Genomic DNA, 18,473 nt, shown 5'->3' on the forward strand with positions numbered 1-18,473 from the left:
GATTAAATGAAATTAGAAACAACTTATAGGGCGAATAACTATCCCATCATTGTAGAACATCAGGCTCTAGACCATTTACATCAATATATCAATCATTATCAAGATATCGTACTTTTTGTCGATGCTCAGGTGAATCAAATATGGCATGAAACGATTGATTTCATTACTTCTGAACATGATGCTTATAAATTTATCATACCATCAGGTGAAACCACGAAAACATTATCTTTCTATGAAGAAACGATAGAATTGCTACTTAGTAAGCAGCTAACACGTAACACTTGCTTGATATCAATTGGTGGTGGTGCGACTGGTGATTTCACTGGCTTTCTAGCAGCTACATTGTTAAGAGGTGTAGATTTCATTCAAGTTCCTACAACAATACTTGCGCATGATTCCAGTGTTGGTGGCAAAGTAGGTATAAATTCGAAACATGGTAAGAATTTAATTGGTGCATTTCATCGACCAAAAGCTGTGATTTACGATTTGAACTTTTTAAAAACATTACCTTATTCAGAAATATTGAGTGGCTATGCAGAAGTATATAAACATGCGTTGCTAAACGGTCCATCATCCGTTACAAACATTGAAGCACATTATTCAAATGAAAAAACACTCAAGCATTTAACAGATATAGAATATTATTTATATAAAGGCATAGAAACGAAATTAAATATTATTGTTCAAGATGAAAAAGAATCAAATATTCGAAAATTCCTTAATTTAGGACATACTTTTGGTCACGCTGTTGAATATCAATTTAAAATCCCTCACGGTCACGCCGTTATGCTAGGAATTATTTTTCAATTCATCGTATCTAATTTAACGTTGGATACGAATTATGATATCAATCATTATACGTCATATCTAAAAGCATTAAATTACCCCTTTGATGTGGTGCAAAAATTTAATTTTGAATCCTTATACCAATTAATGTTAAAAGACAAAAAGAACGATCAAGACGGCGTGCAAATGGTATTGTTAGAAGAAATAGGTAAAGCAACTGTCCAACATATATCAAAAGCTACATTAGTCCAAGCTTTTGATATATTTATCACATATTTTGAAAAGTAGGTGTCTAATCTCATGGTAAACAGTAAAACAATCGACATACATGGTCCATTAATCGGAGAAATAGAAGTTCCTGGCGACAAATCTATGACACATAGAGCAATCATGCTGAGTTCTTTAGCAACTGGTAAGTCAACAATTTATAAGCCACTATTAGGTGAAGACTGTCTACGCACTGTAGAAATATTCAGATTGTTAGGCGTACAAATTCATGTATATGAAGACAAAATAGAAATTGATTCACCGGGATATAAACACTTCCAAACGCCACACCAAGTACTTTATACAGGTAATTCAGGCACAACTACGCGATTGGTTGCCGGCTTATTATGCGGACTTGGTATAGAAACTGTATTATCTGGAGATAAATCTATAGGTAAAAGACCTATGGACAGAATCATGAAACCTTTAACACAAATGCAAGCAGATATTAGTGGAATCAATAACAATTACACACCATTAATCATTAGACCCGCACAAGTAAAAGGAATAACTTATGAAATGGAAGTCGCAAGCGCACAAGTCAAGAGTGCGATTTTATTTGCTAGCTTATTTGCAAATGAGCCGACTTATATTAAAGAGTTAGATACAACCAGAAATCATACTGAAACGATGTTTAAACATTTTAATATTCCTATAACAACAACCAATCAGTCCATTGAAATGCCTCAACGTGGTATTGAACATATTCAACCAACTGATTTCCATGTACCAGGCGATATCTCTTCAGCTGCATATTTTATAGTTGGAGGCTTGATTACGCCGAACAGCGATATTACAATACACAATGTTGGCATCAACCATACTCGTTCAGGTATTATTGATATCGTAAAACAGATGGAAGGCCACATTACAATTTTTAATGAAACAGATGGTCCTGAACCAACTGCGTCAGTTCGTGTGCAATATTCACCTAATATGAAACCGATTCATATTGGCGGAGATTTGGTACCTAAAGCAATTGATGAGATTCCAATTATTGCACTTTTGTGTACACAAGCCAACGGTACTAGTATTGTTAAAGATGCAGAAGAATTAAAAGTAAAAGAAACAAATCGTATAGATACAACAGCAAACATGTTGAATTTATTAGGATTTACGTTACAACCGACGAATGATGGGTTGATTATACATCCTTCTGCATTAGAACAAACAGCTACTGTAAATAGCTTTACAGATCACCGTATCGGTATGATGCTTGCAATCGCATCATTACTGACTAACGATACATTAACGATTGAACAATTCGACGCAGTCAATGTTTCATTCCCTGGATTTTTATCCAAGTTAAAACAATTAGAAAAAGAGGGATAAAGGTATGGAAGATATCTATAAACTAATAGATGATATCAACTTACAAAAATTAGATAACCTAGACACACGTGTAAATGATGCATTGAGTTCTCCAAAAGATGATGCATTATTTATTTTAGGTGAAACATTATATAACTATGGTTTAATGCCTCAAGGTTTAGAAGTGTTCCGTACGCTTTACCATAAGTATCCAGATGAAAGTGAATTATTAATATATTTCATTGAAGGACTTATGGCTGAAAACCATACCGATGAAGCACTAGAATATTTAAGTGAGGTTGAAATATCAACTGAACGCTTAATGTTAGAAGCGGATTTATATCAACAACTTAATATGCTTGAAGTAGCAATTAGTAAACTCGATGAAGCCATTGATATTGAGCCAAATGATCCAATCATACACTATGCATTAGCAGAGTTATTATACTTCGACGGTCAATATTTACGTGCTACGTCTGAATACGAAACGGTATTAGAAACTGGTGAATATGAAGTCAATGGTGTAAATCTATTTTCACGCTTAGCTGACTGTAGTTTACAAAGTGGAAATTATAGCGATGCAATAAAAATGTTTGATGAAATCAGCGAAGATGAAATGGATTCTGAGGATTATTTCAAAAAAGCTATTGCATATGAGAAAAATGAGTTAACTCAAGAAGCAATAAAATTAGTACAAACTTTATTATCTAAAGATCCAGATTTTCTTCAAGCTTATTTTTATCTACAGCAATTATATGAAAATGAGCACAATCATGCAGACGCCATTGAAATTGGTAAAGAGGGACTTAGACTCACACAATTTTATAAAGAACTTATGGCTTCAACAGGCGCAATTCAAATCGAACATGGTGACGCTAATGAAGGGGTACAATTATTGCTACAAGCGCTCGAAGTAGACAATGCATACCAAGAACCGTTACTCATACTAAGTGATTTTTATAGACAAGAAGAAGACTATGAAGCACTCATTGGATTGTTACAATATGTAGATGAAGAAGATCTAGATCCTGTATTCATGTGGCATCTTGCATTTGCATTAGGTCAACAAGAACGTGATAAAGAAGCTCAGCATTTCTTTGAACTCGCCTATACTACATTACAATCTCAAGCCGCTTTTTTAAGTGATTATTATTTCTATTTAGTCGAAATTGGTGAAATTCAACAAGCTCAATCTATTTTGAACCAATTATTAACTTTAGAACCAACAAATGAAATTTGGCACGATGAGACAGAAAGATTACAATCTTTCTAATGAAGGATGGTGCACGGCATGTCTGAAACGTTAGTTCAGTCAAAAGCTACCTTTATTGAATATTTATTGTTTCGCTATACTTTTAAATCTAGAATTAGTGTGTGGATTTTGAATTTACTAAAGTCCTCGCCAGATTTATTACAACAAGTCCATTTTATCGATGAGCCTATCGCACAACACAACACCCTAGAATTAGCTACGTCAAATACTGAACAACCCGCAATTAAATTGACGTTATCTGATAGCCAACTCGTGAATAGTAACAAAATATTTAATTATATTGCACAACACCACCAAGCAATTGATATAAAAATCTATTTTGATACCACACTTGATAGAGAGCCTAAATTAGATGATTTACTGATACAACAATTACTTCAATCACCTTACTACGCTGTTTATATGCACGATATTTATAGCATGCCATTATCTAAGCAAAGTGAATCATCTATTGTTGCACATTTACGCGATAATATTGATTTGAGTTTGCAAATGCAAGATAGGGCATTATTTTATCAACTCAGTCAAATACTAAATACATTTGAGTTAAGAAATATGAATTCACCATCGAAGGATTGACGATATGAATATAAAAACACTTTGGCATTTAATGATTCACCATAAAGGTATGTTATATTTTTTACTTATTTGTAATTTAATAGGTACTATTTATGGATATCTTTGGTATGGAAGCCAATTAGATGCAACAGATTTACAATTTAAAATTTTTGTACCCGATAGTCCAACTGCTTCATTGTTTTTATGTATTGCACTACTTTCCTATATTATAGGAAAGCAAATACCTATTATAGAAGCGCTCGCTTTTGTTACGCTTATAAAATATGGTGTATGGGCCGTTATTATGAATATCTTGCTCTTTATTGAGTATGACCAGATAACAATTGCGGGATGCATGCTGATTCTCTCACATGGCATTATGGCGATTGAAGCTTTCGTATTCTATCCTAGATTTAAAATATCTATTGTTGGTTTTGTCATTGCGATGATTTGGGTATTCCATAATGATGTGATTGACTATATTTTTATGCAGTATCCATATTATGATTTCATTGCTAGTCATCTTGCAGGTGTGGCATATTTAGCTTTTTGGCTAAGTGTGATTCCGTTAATTCTTTATTTAAGTTTAACTCAATTTAAAAAGGCTAAAATATTTGACCACTAATGATGTACACAGTAAAATGTTTATAAAGGAGTGAGGTTTTTGTCTTTTATTTATATGATTATATACTTTGTTATTTTAATGGTGTTACCGCTTTGGGCACAGCATAAAGTTAAATCAAATTATGAAAAGTATTCACAGGTTAGATCCACAAGTGGTAAGACTGGTCAAGAAGTTGCCTTAGAAATACTCCATGCAAACGGCATTTATGATGTTGATGTAGTAGAAGGACAAGGTTTCTTAACAGACCATTATGACCCTAGAAAGAAAGTGCTCGTATTATCACCAGCTAACTTTAGTAGACCATCAGTTGCAGGAACTGCAATTGCTGCTCACGAAGTAGGTCACGCGATTCAACATGCACAAGGCTATTTCTTCTTGAGATTCAGAACATCATTAGTACCTCTTGCAAACATTGGTAGCTCAATTGGTTACTTAGCAGTATTTGCTGGTATCATATTAACGAGCTTACAAAGTACTTTAGGTTCTACAGCATTATGGATAGGTATTGCATTTATGTCATTCGCAGTACTATTCTCAATTGTTACACTTCCTGTAGAATTTAATGCAAGTAGTAGAGCAATGAAACAGATCCAGAATTTAAATATTGTTAACGAAAAAGAATACAGACACGCTAAAAAAGTCTTAACAGCTGCTGCAATGACATATGTTGCATCAACTGCAGTTGCATTAGCAGAACTTGCAAGATTTATTCTTATCGCAAGATCAAGTGATTAATTATTTGTAAAACCCAAACTTCCTATAGAAGTTTGGGTTTTTCTTTATATTAAGCATATACTTATTCCGATTATTTTAGTGATAATACTTTTTAAAAATTTTAGTTTATTTAGTTATAACTATAAGCCTTAACTGTTGCAGGAATAATGCATGAAACCTAAAATTAGTCTATACTATATTAGAAAACGTTAAGAATGAGAGGCGTATATGATGAAGTCTATGAAAGAGATGCAAATAGAAGTGGATAACTATATTGGTCAGTTTAAAGCAGGTTACTTTTCACCTTTAGCAAACTTGGCACGCTTAACTGAAGAAGTGGGCGAACTTTCAAGAGAGATTAATCATTACCATGGAGAAAAGAAGAAAAAAGCTTCTGAAGCTGAAAATACAATCAAAGCAGAATTAGGTGACAATTTATTTGTATTAATGTGTATAGCGAATTCACTAGATATTGATTTAACTGAAAGTTTTGATGAAACTATGCAAAAATTTAATACAAGGGATAAACATCGATTTGAACGTAAATAGAAGATTTAAGATAGAGAAAGGATGTTCTACCTTATGAAAATAGGCATCACTTGTTATCCATCGATGGGTGGATCAGGTATTATAGCTACTGAGCTAGGGATTAAATTAGCAGAACGTGGACATGATATTCATTTTATCACTTCCAATATCCCTTTTAGAATACGTAAACCATTACCAAATATGACTTTCCATCAAGTCGAAGTAAATCAATATGCAGTATTTCAATACCCACCATATGATATTACTTTAAGTACAAAAATTGCAGAAGTCATCAATGAATATGATTTAGATTTATTACATATGCATTATGCTGTGCCACATGCAGTTTGTGGAATTTTAGCAAAACATATGTCAAAAAAAGATATAAAAATCATGACTACATTACACGGTACTGACATTACTGTACTTGGTTACGATCATTCATTAAAAAATGCCATTAAATTTGGTATTGATGGTAGTGATGTTGTTACAAGCGTGAGTCAGTCACTTGCACAGCAAACATACGATATTATAGAAACTGACAAACCCATAGTTCCAATTTATAATTTTGTAAGAGAAAAAGAATTTCCAACGAAACCAGAAGTGCCTACACAAAGTGATCAACAACTTAAAGATTGTTATGGTATTAAAGCTGATGAAAAGGTACTCATCCACGTTTCTAACTTTAGAACTGTTAAACGTATAGACACTATCATTGATACATTTGCTAAAGTACATCAATCGATTCCTTCTAAGCTAATCCTACTTGGTGATGGACCAGAATTAATGGCAATGAAGGAAAAGGCTCGTCAACTAGATTTAGAAGACCATGTACTATTTTTAGGTAAACAAAATTGGGTTAGTGCGTTTTATCAAATTTCAGATTTAGTATTATTACTAAGTGAAAAAGAAAGTTTTGGATTAACTTTACTTGAAGCAATGAAATCCGGAGTAGTGCCAATCGGATCAACTGCAGGTGGAATCAAAGAAGTTATCAAACATGAAGAAACAGGATATATTGTAGACATAGGTGATAGTCATGCTGCAAGTGACTATGCAATTCTATTATTAACAAATCCAGAACGTTACAAACAAATGCAAGCGCGCATGCTCGAAGACGTAGCTGAACGTTTTGCTTCAGACTTAATCACTGATGAATATGAATACTACTACAAACAAATGTTAGAGGGTAACAATGACTAATTCATTATTTGAAAAGGCAAAGCCTATAATACAAACATTACAGATACATGGCTTTCAAGCATACTTCGTGGGTGGTTCAGTGCGTGACTATTTAATGAATAAGTCTATTCACGACATAGATATTACAACCAGTGCCACACCCGATGAAATAGAATCAATTTTTGAAAAGACGATTCCCATTGGTAGAGAACATGGCACAATCAATGTTGTTTATCAACATGATCAATATGAAGTCACGACCTTTAGAGCTGAAGGTGAGTATGATGATCATAGAAGACCAAATGAAGTTTATTTTGTCAGAGACTTGTATGAAGATGTTAAACGCAGAGATTTTACTATGAACGCCATTGCTATGGACGATAATTATCAAATCCATGATTATTTTGACGGTCAAAATGATATTTCGCATAAAATCATTCGCACAGTCGGGCAACCAGATGAGCGCTTTAACGAGGATGCATTGCGTATCATTAGAGGATTGCGTTTTCAATCACAACTAGGCTTCCAACTAGAGCCACATACATATAAAGCAATGTTAACGCATATAGCCGATATTAAACATTTATCCATAGAACGCGTCGTGGTAGAGTTGGAAAAACTAATAGCTGGAAATTATGTTGATGAGGCCTTCATAACTTTAAAGCAATTGAAAGCATTTGAACATATACCATTTTTCAGAGATTATGATTTGGATTCTTTTTCAATTGATATACCTATGACATTTACATTATTCATAGCAATGTTAAAAGTACAACAACCAGATGTTGATGCAAAAATAACTGCACTAAAAATAAGTAATCGTGATAAAAAAGAAGTGGTAACTCTAGAACAGTTGATAAATGATAGCAAGCAAATCTATACAAAAGCACAATTAAAATTATTTGTTTATGATTACGGTAAAAAAGATATATTAAATATGTTATCTTATACGCAAACATTAGCTGAAAATAATATCGCTCAATTATCGCCACTCATTTTAAACGAAATAGCCATATCAAATATAGCAGATCAATTACCCATTTCAAGTCGTGGTGAAATGGACATTAACGGTAAAGACATATTAGAAATAACAAATAAAAAAAGCGGACCATGGTTGAAAGATACGTTACGTGCTATTGAATGTGCAATTATAGCTGGTGATGTTCAAAACTTAAAACCGGATTTGATAAAGTGGGTGAAGGCGCATGTCCAAATATAGTAAAGCAGTAGTTTATATGTTGTACCAGTATGAACCAGAATATATATCTGGTCAATTTATTGCGGAACAACTTTCTATTTCAAGAACAGCGGTCAAAAAAGTGATTGATCAGCTCAAAACTGAAGGGTGTCAAATCGATTCTATTAACCATAAAGGACATCGCTTAATTCAATTGCCAGATAAATGGTACAGTGGTATTGTATTGCCAACACTCCAATCACAGAAATTGTTTGATCACATCGAAGTATTTGAAAATATTGATTCTACACAATTACATGCCAAACAAAAATTGGTGGGCAACAATGACAGCTTTTTAATACTTAGTGACGAGCAAACTAAAGGAAAAGGTCGATTTAACAGACCTTGGTCATCAATCAAAGGCAAAGGGTTATGGATGTCTCTCGTTTTACGTCCAAATGTGCCATTTGATATGATTACAAAATTCAATTTATTTATGGCATTAGGTATACGTGATGCCATCCAAACCTTTAGTAAAGAAACAGTTTGCGTTAAATGGCCAAATGACATTTATATCAATCAACGTAAAGTCTGTGGTTTTTTAACTGAAATGGTTGCCAATAGCGATGGCATAGAAGCCGTAATCTGTGGTATTGGTATCAATATGAATCAAACAGCTAAAGATTTCAGTGGTGAATTAGCTGAAAAAGCAACAAGTATTCGTATACATAACAATGACAAAGTTGATCGATATGCGTTTTTAAAAACATTGTTACAGCATATTGAATATCGTTATGCACAATTTCTAAACGAACCTTTCTCGGCGATTCGAGAAGAATATATAGCAGCATCAAACATATGGCATAAACAATTAAAATTCACTGAAAATGGAATCCAATTTAAAGGTGAGGCCATGGATATTGACCAAAATGGCTTTTTAATCGTTCGAGATGAGCATAATCAACAGCATCAGTTAATGAGTGCCGATATAGAAATTTAAAAATTTTAAATGAAAGGAGGAATCCAAATGGCTAAACCATGTTACGCAGTGATGGATTTAGAAACCACTGGTAATCAACTAGATTACGATGAAATTATTCAAATAGGTATAACGTTTGTCCGCGAGAACAAAATTATAGGTACGTATCACTCAATGATTAAAACCGACCTAGAAATTCCTCCTTTTATTCAAGCCTTAACATCAATAGAGGAAGATATGCTGCAACAAGCACCATATTTTCATGAAATTGCGGAAGACATATACAAACAAATAGATGGTTGTATTTTTGTTGCACATAACGTTGCCTTTGATTTGAATTTCATAAAAAAATCATTTAAAAATTGCAATATCAAATATCGCCCTAAAAAGGTAATGGATACGCTTGAATTATTTAAAGTAGCATTTCCCACAGATAAAAGTTATCAATTAAGCGAACTCGCAGAAGCACATGATATTGTTTTAAATAATGCACACCGAGCTGATGAAGATGCAGCAACAACTGCACAATTGATGATTATGGCTTTCAAAAAATTTGAAACCTTACCCTTAGATACACTTAAACAACTTTATTACTTAAGTAAAAACCTTAAATATGATTTACATGATATTATTTTTGAAATGGTACGTAATCATGACCAAGCATTGTTAGAAGATTGTTATGACCAATTCGAACAAATCATATATAAAAAACAAACTGATTTTAAAGCACCTACCGTTAATTTTGAAGGCACTTTAAAAGATTTATATACCAAAGTTACTGAATCACTTGATTTAACGTTTCGCCCACAACAACTCTATTTAGCTGAAATCATATTAGAACAACTCATGCATAGTGAGAAGGCAATGATTGAAGCACCGTTAGGCAGTGGAAAATCATTTGCATATTTACTAGCATCGCTCATGTATAATATTGAAACTGGCAAGCATGTGATGATTTCAACAAATACTAAATTATTGCAAAATCAATTACTGGAAAAAGATATTCCAGCACTCAAACAAGCGCTCGATTTTAAAATTAATGCCACTCTAATTAAAAGTAAAAAAGATTACATCTCTTTAGGCTTAATCAGTCAAATTTTAAAAGAGGAATCAAGTAATTATGAAGTGAGCATTTTGAAAATGCAACTACTGATTTGGGTAACAGAAACAGATACAGGTGATATACAGGAGTTAGATTTAAAAGGCGGACAAAAAATGTATTTCGAACAAAAGTTAGAAACTTATGTCCCTGTTCGCAACGATATTAACTATTTCAATTTCATTAAGCGTAATGCACAAAATATCCAAATCGGTATCACAAATCACGCACATCTCATTCGTGCGGCACATGACAATGCAATTTATCAATTATTTGATGATTGTATTATTGACGAAGCACACCGTTTGCCAGACTATGCATTGAATCAAGTAACCAATGAACTTAGTTATTCAGATATTAAATATCAATTGGGGTTAATTGGTAAGACTGAAAATGAAAAACTACTTAAATCCATTGACCATCTCGAACAACAACGTATACTGGAAAAATTAGATATACCACCAATCGACGTCTTTGGTTTAAAAACTACAGTGAACGAATTACATGAATTAAATGAACAATTATTTACTACTATGTTCAATATTATTCAATCGTCTGAGGTTCAAGATGATGAGGTGCACAAACTACATTTCGTTTACCATTTTGACACAACGCCAATTTTAAATGATTTACATGCGATGATTCACAAACTTAATATGACATTAGAATTCTTCAACGGAATGAGTCATAAGTCTATTAAATCTGTGCGCAAACAATTCTTATACATTAATGATCGTTTTAAAGAGATTGAACAAAGCCTAAAAAATAACCATACTAGTTATTTATCTATCAAAAATATTAATCAAAAATCAACGATCAGACTTAATGTCAAAGATTATGATGTTAAAGAAATTTTAACGCAACAAGTATTGGATAAATTTAAATCCTTAACATTTATTTCAGGTACGCTGACGTTTAATCATTCTTTTGAAAATTTCAAACAATGGTTTAACAAAGATATCACTTTTAATACTTATGAAATTGATACTCATGTCATGTCACCAAACCAAACTACAGTGTTTATCCCTAATGATGTGGCATCTTATAATTATAAAAATATAAACGACTATGTAACTTCAATTGTTAATTATGTCATTGAATATGTTTCTATCGTTGAATCTAAGTGTCTTATTTTATTTACAAGCTATAGAATGATGCATATGGTTCAAGAATTAATCAATGAATTACCTGAATTTGAAGATTATGTGATATTAACACAACAACAAAATCAAAATTACAAAATAGTACAGCAATTTAATAGTTTTAATAAAGCTATTTTACTAGGAACAGGCACATTTTTTGAAGGTTTCGATTTTCAATCTAATGGGATTAAATGTGTCATGATTGCTAAACTACCATTTATGAATCAAAATAATACTAAATATTGGCTTATGGAATCAGAATTCAGTTCAACATTTAAAGATTACGTACTACCTGATGCGGTGACACGCTTTAGACAAGGATTAGGTCGATTGATACGTAGTGAGAATGATAAGGGAATAATTGTATCCTTTGATGATCGACTTATCCGAAGTAATTATAAACAATTTTTTGAACAATCATTGGAAAGTTATCGTCAAAATAAAGGAGATATCAAACAATTTTCTTCAATTCTTAAAAAACTTAAAAATGACGAAACTAAGAATAAAGAAACATAGCACATGCAACTAGAAGTTATATATGTATTTTGTTAAAATATATAAGGATAAGCAAAGAAGACATCAATAAAATAGGAGACTGGTTATGAATATAACGATAAAACAAGCAAAACAGTATATTGGCCAAGAAGTAACAATAGGTGCTTGGTTAACAAACAAACGTTCAAGTGGTAAGATTGCTTTCTTGCAATTAAGAGATGGTACTGGCTTTATGCAAGGTGTTGTTGCAAAAGCAGAAGTTGCAGAGGAAACATTCCAAAAAGCAAAAGAAATCACTCAAGAATCATCACTTTACGTTACAGGTATCATTAGTGAAGATAATCGTTCTGATATTGGTTACGAAATGCAAGTTAAATCTATCGATATTATTTCAGAAGCGCATGATTATCCAATTACACCTAAAAATCACGGAACAGAATTCCTAATGGATCACCGTCATTTATGGTTGCGTTCTAAAAAGCAACACGCAGTAATGAAAATAAGAAATGAAATCATTCGTGCGACATATGAATTCTTTAACGATAACGGATTCACAAAAATTGATCCACCAATCCTAACAGCAAGTGCTCCTGAAGGCACAAGCGAATTATTCCATACTAAATACTTTGATCAAGATGCATTTTTATCTCAAAGTGGTCAACTTTATATGGAAGCAGCTGCTATGGCTCATGGTAGAGTATTTTCATTTGGACCTACTTTCCGTGCTGAAAAATCTAAGACACGCCGTCACTTAATCGAATTTTGGATGATTGAACCAGAAATGGCATTTTGTGAGCATGCACAAAGTTTAGAGGTTCAAGAACAATATGTAACTCATGTTGTAAAATCCGTTTTAAACAACTGTAAATTAGAACTAAATGCGCTTGATAGAGATACAACTAAACTTGAAAAGGTATCAACACCATTCCCACGCATTACTTATGATGATGCAGTAGTATTCTTAAAAGAACAAGGCTTTGATGATATTGAATGGGGCGAAGATTTCGGAGCACCACACGAAACAGCAATCGCTAATCATTACGACTTACCAGTATTTATTACTAACTACCCAACGAAGATTAAACCATTCTATATGCAACCAAATCCTGAAAATGAAGACACAGTATTATGTGCAGACTTGATTGCACCTGAAGGTTATGGTGAAATCATCGGTGGTTCTGAACGTATTAATGACCTTGATTTATTAGAACAACGTTTAGGCGAATTTGAACTAGATGCTGAAAGCTATAGTTATTATTTAGACTTACGCCGTTATGGTAGTGTGCCACACAGTGGTTTCGGCTTAGGATTAGAAAGAACTGTAGCATGGCTATCAGGTGTAGAACACGTTCGTGAAACTGCGCCATTCCCACGTCTCTTAAATCGTTTATACCCATAATATTAACAGTACCAATTTCATCAAACGTCCAGTCTAAAATATAGGACTGGACGTTTTTATAACACATTATTTACCATACAGAGAGGGGAGTTTAACATTGAATTTTAAGCAACTAAAAATGCGACCAGTTGTAATACGACAAGAATTATTGAATTATTACAATCAACTCGGTATCAATGAAGCTGAATTAGTCATATTAATTAAACTCATACATGCCTCTGAAATTTCCAATAAGCAGCCAACGATAGAATCATTGCAACAAGGTACGACACTAACTTCGAGGGACGTTACAACAATTATTCAAAGCCTGATTCAACATGACTTACTCGAGCTCAAAGTTAATAAAGACGAAGAAGGCAAGTTTACTGAATATATGAATCTTGATCAATTTTATATTAAATTAAGTGAAATCTTAGAGAATATTGATCTACAACAAGATGAACAACATACAGAATTGGCTTTCAATACTTTATTTCAGAAAATTGAGCAAGCATTTGGTCGGCCACTATCACCCTTTGAAATTGAAACACTTAATCAATGGTTAGATATAGATAAACATGATTTAAGCGTTATTCAAGCAGCATTAGATGAGGCAATGAGCCAAAACAAATTAAGTTTCAAGTATATGGACCGTATTTTATTGAATTGGAAAAAAAATAACGTGAAAACGATTGATGACTCTAAAAAAATTAGTCGCCAATTTAATCAACCAAAAATGAAACATACAATTAAAAAAGTACCAAAATTCGACTGGTTAAATGGGGAGAATCCAGATGATAAGTAATAAGAAAGCATTAGAAATGGTAGATGTCATTGCCAAAATGTTTCCAAATGCAGAATGTGAATTGAAACACGATAATGCATTTGAATTAACCATAGCCGTTCTATTGTCAGCACAAACTACAGATATTTCAGTTAATAAATTAACCCAAAAGTTATTTCAAAAATATAAAACACCTGAAGATTATTTGAATGTTAATCTTTCAGAACTCGAAAATGATATACGTACTATTGGATTATATAGAAATAAGGCTAAAAATATACAAAAGCTATCACAATCTCTTTTAGACAAATTTGATGGACATATACCGCAAACACATGCAGAATTGGAAAGCCTAGCAGGTGTAGGTAGAAAAACAGCTAACGTGGTCATGAGCGTTGCATTTGGTGAACCATCTTTAGCTGTAGATACACATGTCGAACGTATTTCTAAACGACTAGGGATTTGTAGATGGAAAGATAATGTTAGGCAAGTTGAAGATAAGCTATGCCGCGTCGTTCCAAAAGAGCGCTGGAATAAAACACATCATCAACTCATATTTTTCGGCCGTTATCACTGTCTAGCTAGAAATCCAAAATGTGATGTATGCCCTTTATTCGAAGATTGTCGTGAAGGACAGAAACGATATAAAGCAAAGTTAAAAGAGGTTTAAATGAATATGATAGTAAAAGAAGATTTTATAAGAATTGAAGTGCACCTTGATGAATATGCAAAGGCAAAAAAGTTAAATACCAAAGAAGCAAAAAAATTGCTAGATGATTATTTTTCATTAATCGAACAATATTTTAAGCAAATCAATGAAATAGATACGATAGATTTTAATGCGCTTGAAACGTATCCAGTTGTACCTATGAATTTTGAAGAACGATATGAATATATGGTTGCACGTAAATATCATTTCATGGGATTCAGTCAAATGAAAACACTTAAAACTGAACTCATTAAGATGAATGCTGCTTATCAAATTATGCAAAAAAATAAATTTTAATATCCATTTCCTTTTAGAAACTGAGAAAGCAAATCTTGCCTTCTCAGTTTTTTTATATGAAAGGGCGCAAAAAAGGGAGTGGGACAGAAATCCATTACTCTAATAAAGATTTCGTAGTCCCACCCCGGCAAGGATGACTAAGGTTAAAATGTTTACCTGAGCTGAAGCTCATGCATAAGTCTCACTAACTTAATAAATTAAAGCAGTGATTCAATTCAGTCATCTACTGCTTAGCTTAATTTGAAGAGCCTGAGGCATCTATTTGTGTCCCAGGCTCAAAAAAACCGATATCCATTACTGGATACCGGGTAAAATGCAGCATTTAAAACCTTTTAAATATTAACGAGATGAACTTTGTTGGCTACTAGCGCCACTAGAACTATCTCCGCCACCTTGATTTTGTGGACTCTTACTTGTTGTATTGTTATCTGGGTGACCACTCACTGAGAGACTATCTTTAGAGTTTCCAGAAACCGAATCAGGTTTAGAGAAGTCTTGACCATCTCTTGGTGAAATACTACTCATTACATCTTCTAAAAGATATTGTGGATATTCTTGTTCGCTATGTCCGACGAATGAATTAACACCACCTTGTTTAACTTCACTGAAGCCCATCCATACAGACATACTGTATTTCGGTGTAAAGCCATTAATCCACACATCTTTTGCCGCATTATCTGGTAAGCCATATTGTTGGTAAGTTTGTTCACCATAAGTACCTGTACCAGTCTTAGCAGCAAGGTTAACACCTGAAACACCATGTCCATATGCAGAACCATATGCTTCGAATGTACCTTTCAATACTTCAGCTAACATATAAGATGTAGAAGCTTTCATAGCTTTTTTACTTGTGTGATCATACTCTATTGTTTCGCCGTCTTGTTTAACAACTTTCTTAATAGAGTGGGCATTGTTGTATTCACCACCATTAGCAATTGCAGCAAATGCTGAAGCTAATTGGGTAGGTGAGAATTCAGATGCTGAACCACCTAATACTTCAGAAGGTCCAATATCACCGTCATAATCTAATCCAACATTTTCAGCAAAATCTTTCGGTGCATCGTTGCCAGCATATTCTCTTGTAGATTCCCAAGCTTTAAGTGCTGGAATATTGAAACTTTGACGTAAAGCATCATAAAGTTTTACAGTACCATGACTCTTCGTATCATAGTTTCTAAATGTAACACCATCAACTTGATAAGCTGACTCATCTTGAATAGCATGATTAGTTGCCCATGACATATTCTCAATTGCTGGACCATACGCTAAGAAAGGTTTTAATGAAGATCCGGTAGGGTGAACATCTGTAGCTAAGTTTCTATCTACGATGTCTTTATAATTTCTACCACCAGAAATTGCGACTAAGGCGCCACTTTCACTATCTACAATTGAAGATCCAACTTGTTGATCTTCATTCTTATAATAGCTACCATTATTCACACGATCTTGCAATGTTTGTTGAACATCTTTATCCATATTTGTATAAATCTTGATACCGCTATTTAAAACAGATCCTAAATCATCGTTTTTAAACGCTTTGTTGTTCATAAGTTCAGATTTTACAAAGTTTACATATGAATCATATTCTTCACCTGAATTATCTTTACTTACTTCACGCTCTTTAGAAGAACGTTGAACTAAATTATCTTCTAATGAAGTTTTTTGCGCCTCTTCTTTTTGTGCTTTGGAAATTCTATTATGATATTCCATTAAATAAAGCACAGTATCTTTACGAGATTCAGCTTCTTTAGGGTGATCATAGATGTTATACGTATTTGGAACCTGTGGTAAACCAGCAAGGTAAGCAGATTCTGCTAAATTTAAGTCCTTCAAATCTTTATCGAAGTAATATTTAGCTGCGGCTTTTACGCCATATACACCATCAGAATAATAGATTTTGTTTAAGTACATTTCGAATATTTCATCTTTACTGTACTCTTGTTCTAATCTATATGATAGATATGCTTCTTGTGCTTTACGCGCAATTGACTTCTGGTCTGTTAAGAATGAACGTTTAACAACTTGTTGTGTTAATGTAGATGCACCTTGAGATCCAAAGCCACCTGTTACGTTCTTCGCAACTGCACCAAATAGACGTTTATAATCCAACGCACCGTGATCATAGAAGCGATTATCTTCAGTAGCTAATACAGCTTCTCTCATTGTTTTTGGTACGTCTTTTAAATCGACATGTTCACGACGTTGACCATTATCTAGCGTTTTAACCAAATCACCATCTTTATCATAAATCTTAGCTGGGATTGGGTCTTGTAATTTTGATTCCGTAAATGCAGGAGCTTTCCATGCATAATACGCAAATAACAAAATACCTATTAGTGCTAGAACGATAAATGCAATGATGAGAAAACCAAAGATTTTAATTATCGTTCGCTTTATATTCCTATTCTGTTTTTGTTCAGACTTTCCATTATTGCTTTTCGCTTGGGAAGTCTTCTTTTTTTCCGTCATACGCGGTCCTCACTTTCATCTAATATCAACTTATCAACTGTTTTGAGGTAATTCAATCGTGGTTGATACTGATAAGGAATATAGTAACCATTTTTTCTCATTTCTTCAACCGTTATCGACTTTTTAATCTCTTTAATGTGTCTTTCCCAGAATTTTTTAAAATTTGAATAGGGAAGTAAGTACACTTCATCGAGTGTTTTAAAGCGAATCAATAAAAAAACAATGCCGTGTTGTTGATAACATGCTTCCATATGCTTTACTTGATGTTCATGCATATTATTTAATGGAAATGAAGTTTTATTTTTAGTTTCTTTCGCCTCAAAATCTAAATAACGACCGTTATAAATACCATTATAATCAGTTGTCGACGGCGTTCTGAAATAAGCCTCATTTATAACTGCCTTACTTCTCATAGGATAATGAACATTCACAATTTGAACTGGTGTGGGTTTTTTATGTATTACTGCCATACCATGATTCAAATAATACGTATTCGACTGTTCGATATCATTTTCAAGTGACATACCTCTGCCACCATAATCAATTCTATGCGTTTGTCCCTTATGAGTTCGTCCGACCTGAGACTTATTTGTGTTAAATGGTTTTCCATTTGGGTAATTCATTTGTTTTTCACCACTTTAGTTTGGTAATCAAAAACTTGTTTCATTATACATGACTTTTACAAATTTTTCCAAACTAC

17 protein-coding genes are annotated in these 18,473 nt (G+C 33.2%); 15 read left to right on the top strand and 2 right to left on the bottom strand.

Translation table 11 applies throughout. The annotated features are described in order from the left end of the window. The first annotated feature begins 6 nt into the window (after positions 1-6). From aroB to BJS11_RS08035, 15 genes are all read left to right on the top strand, one after another. A complete protein-coding gene (aroB, locus tag BJS11_RS07965; protein ID WP_069996055.1) occupies positions 7-1,074 on the top strand; it encodes a 3-dehydroquinate synthase in 1,068 nt (355 codons plus the stop codon). 12 nt (positions 1,075-1,086) lie between these two features. After that, complete coding sequence (aroA, locus tag BJS11_RS07970; RefSeq protein ID WP_069996056.1) at positions 1,087-2,385, top strand: 3-phosphoshikimate 1-carboxyvinyltransferase; 1,299 nt, start codon at positions 1,087-1,089, stop codon at positions 2,383-2,385. Between the two features lie 4 nt (positions 2,386-2,389). Continuing rightward, entirely contained in the window at positions 2,390-3,637 is a 1,248-nt protein-coding gene (locus tag BJS11_RS07975; protein ID WP_069996057.1) for a tetratricopeptide repeat protein, read from the top strand. Between the two features lie 18 nt (positions 3,638-3,655). Beyond that, positions 3,656-4,216: a YpiB family protein gene (locus BJS11_RS07980; RefSeq protein WP_069996058.1), complete on the top strand. Its 561-nt coding sequence runs from the start codon at positions 3,656-3,658 to the stop codon at positions 4,214-4,216. A 4-nt stretch (positions 4,217-4,220) separates the two neighbouring features. Next, positions 4,221-4,820, top strand: coding sequence for a DUF1405 domain-containing protein (locus BJS11_RS07985; protein ID WP_069996059.1), 600 nt, complete (start codon positions 4,221-4,223; stop codon positions 4,818-4,820). A 39-nt stretch (positions 4,821-4,859) separates the two neighbouring features. Beyond that, positions 4,860-5,555, top strand: coding sequence for a zinc metallopeptidase (locus tag BJS11_RS07990; protein WP_069996060.1), 696 nt, complete (start codon positions 4,860-4,862; stop codon positions 5,553-5,555). 210 nt (positions 5,556-5,765) lie between these two features. Beyond that, positions 5,766-6,083 carry a nucleotide pyrophosphohydrolase gene (locus tag BJS11_RS07995; protein WP_069996061.1) on the top strand — a complete coding sequence of 106 codons (318 nt, stop codon included), beginning with the start codon at positions 5,766-5,768 and terminating at the stop codon, positions 6,081-6,083. A gap of 33 nt (positions 6,084-6,116) precedes the next feature. Further along, positions 6,117-7,265 carry an N-acetyl-alpha-D-glucosaminyl L-malate synthase BshA gene (gene bshA / locus BJS11_RS08000; RefSeq protein ID WP_069996062.1) on the top strand — a complete coding sequence of 383 codons (1,149 nt, stop codon included), beginning with the start codon at positions 6,117-6,119 and terminating at the stop codon, positions 7,263-7,265. Further along, the gene (locus BJS11_RS08005) at positions 7,258-8,463 is read left to right on the top strand and encodes a CCA tRNA nucleotidyltransferase (protein ID WP_069996063.1); all 1,206 of its coding nucleotides are present in this window, start codon (positions 7,258-7,260) and stop codon (positions 8,461-8,463) included. The genes bshA and BJS11_RS08005 overlap by 8 nt, the downstream gene beginning before the upstream one ends. Next, complete coding sequence (locus tag BJS11_RS08010; RefSeq protein WP_069996064.1) at positions 8,450-9,421, top strand: biotin--[acetyl-CoA-carboxylase] ligase; 972 nt, start codon at positions 8,450-8,452, stop codon at positions 9,419-9,421. The genes BJS11_RS08005 and BJS11_RS08010 overlap by 14 nt, the downstream gene beginning before the upstream one ends. Before the next feature lie 27 nt (positions 9,422-9,448). Beyond that, entirely contained in the window at positions 9,449-12,157 is a 2,709-nt protein-coding gene (locus tag BJS11_RS08015; protein WP_069996065.1) for an ATP-dependent DNA helicase DinG, 3'-5' exoribonuclease type, read from the top strand. A gap of 85 nt (positions 12,158-12,242) precedes the next feature. Next, a complete protein-coding gene (asnS, locus tag BJS11_RS08020) occupies positions 12,243-13,535 on the top strand; it encodes an asparagine--tRNA ligase (RefSeq protein ID WP_069996066.1) in 1,293 nt (430 codons plus the stop codon). Between the two features lie 97 nt (positions 13,536-13,632). Beyond that, complete coding sequence (locus BJS11_RS08025; RefSeq protein WP_069996067.1) at positions 13,633-14,319, top strand: DnaD domain-containing protein; 687 nt, start codon at positions 13,633-13,635, stop codon at positions 14,317-14,319. After that, positions 14,309-14,968, top strand: a complete 660-nt coding sequence (gene nth / locus BJS11_RS08030) for an endonuclease III (RefSeq protein WP_069996068.1) — start codon at positions 14,309-14,311, stop codon at positions 14,966-14,968. The genes BJS11_RS08025 and nth overlap by 11 nt, the downstream gene beginning before the upstream one ends. A 6-nt stretch (positions 14,969-14,974) precedes the next feature. Next, entirely contained in the window at positions 14,975-15,304 is a 330-nt protein-coding gene (locus BJS11_RS08035) for a YpoC family protein (RefSeq protein WP_069996079.1), read from the top strand. 339 nt (positions 15,305-15,643) lie between these two features. Here BJS11_RS08035 and BJS11_RS08040 read toward each other — a convergent pair whose 3' ends face one another. Then, entirely contained in the window at positions 15,644-17,773 is a 2,130-nt protein-coding gene (locus tag BJS11_RS08040; RefSeq protein ID WP_069996069.1) for a transglycosylase domain-containing protein, read from the bottom strand. Further along, entirely contained in the window at positions 17,770-18,396 is a 627-nt protein-coding gene (recU, locus tag BJS11_RS08045) for a Holliday junction resolvase RecU (RefSeq protein ID WP_069996070.1), read from the bottom strand. Before recU ends, BJS11_RS08040 begins: the two co-directional genes overlap by 4 nt. Positions 18,397-18,473: the final 77 nt, after the last annotated feature.

Source organism: Staphylococcus caeli, from assembly GCF_900097965.1.
Taxonomy (GTDB): domain Bacteria; phylum Bacillota; class Bacilli; order Staphylococcales; family Staphylococcaceae; genus Staphylococcus; species Staphylococcus caeli.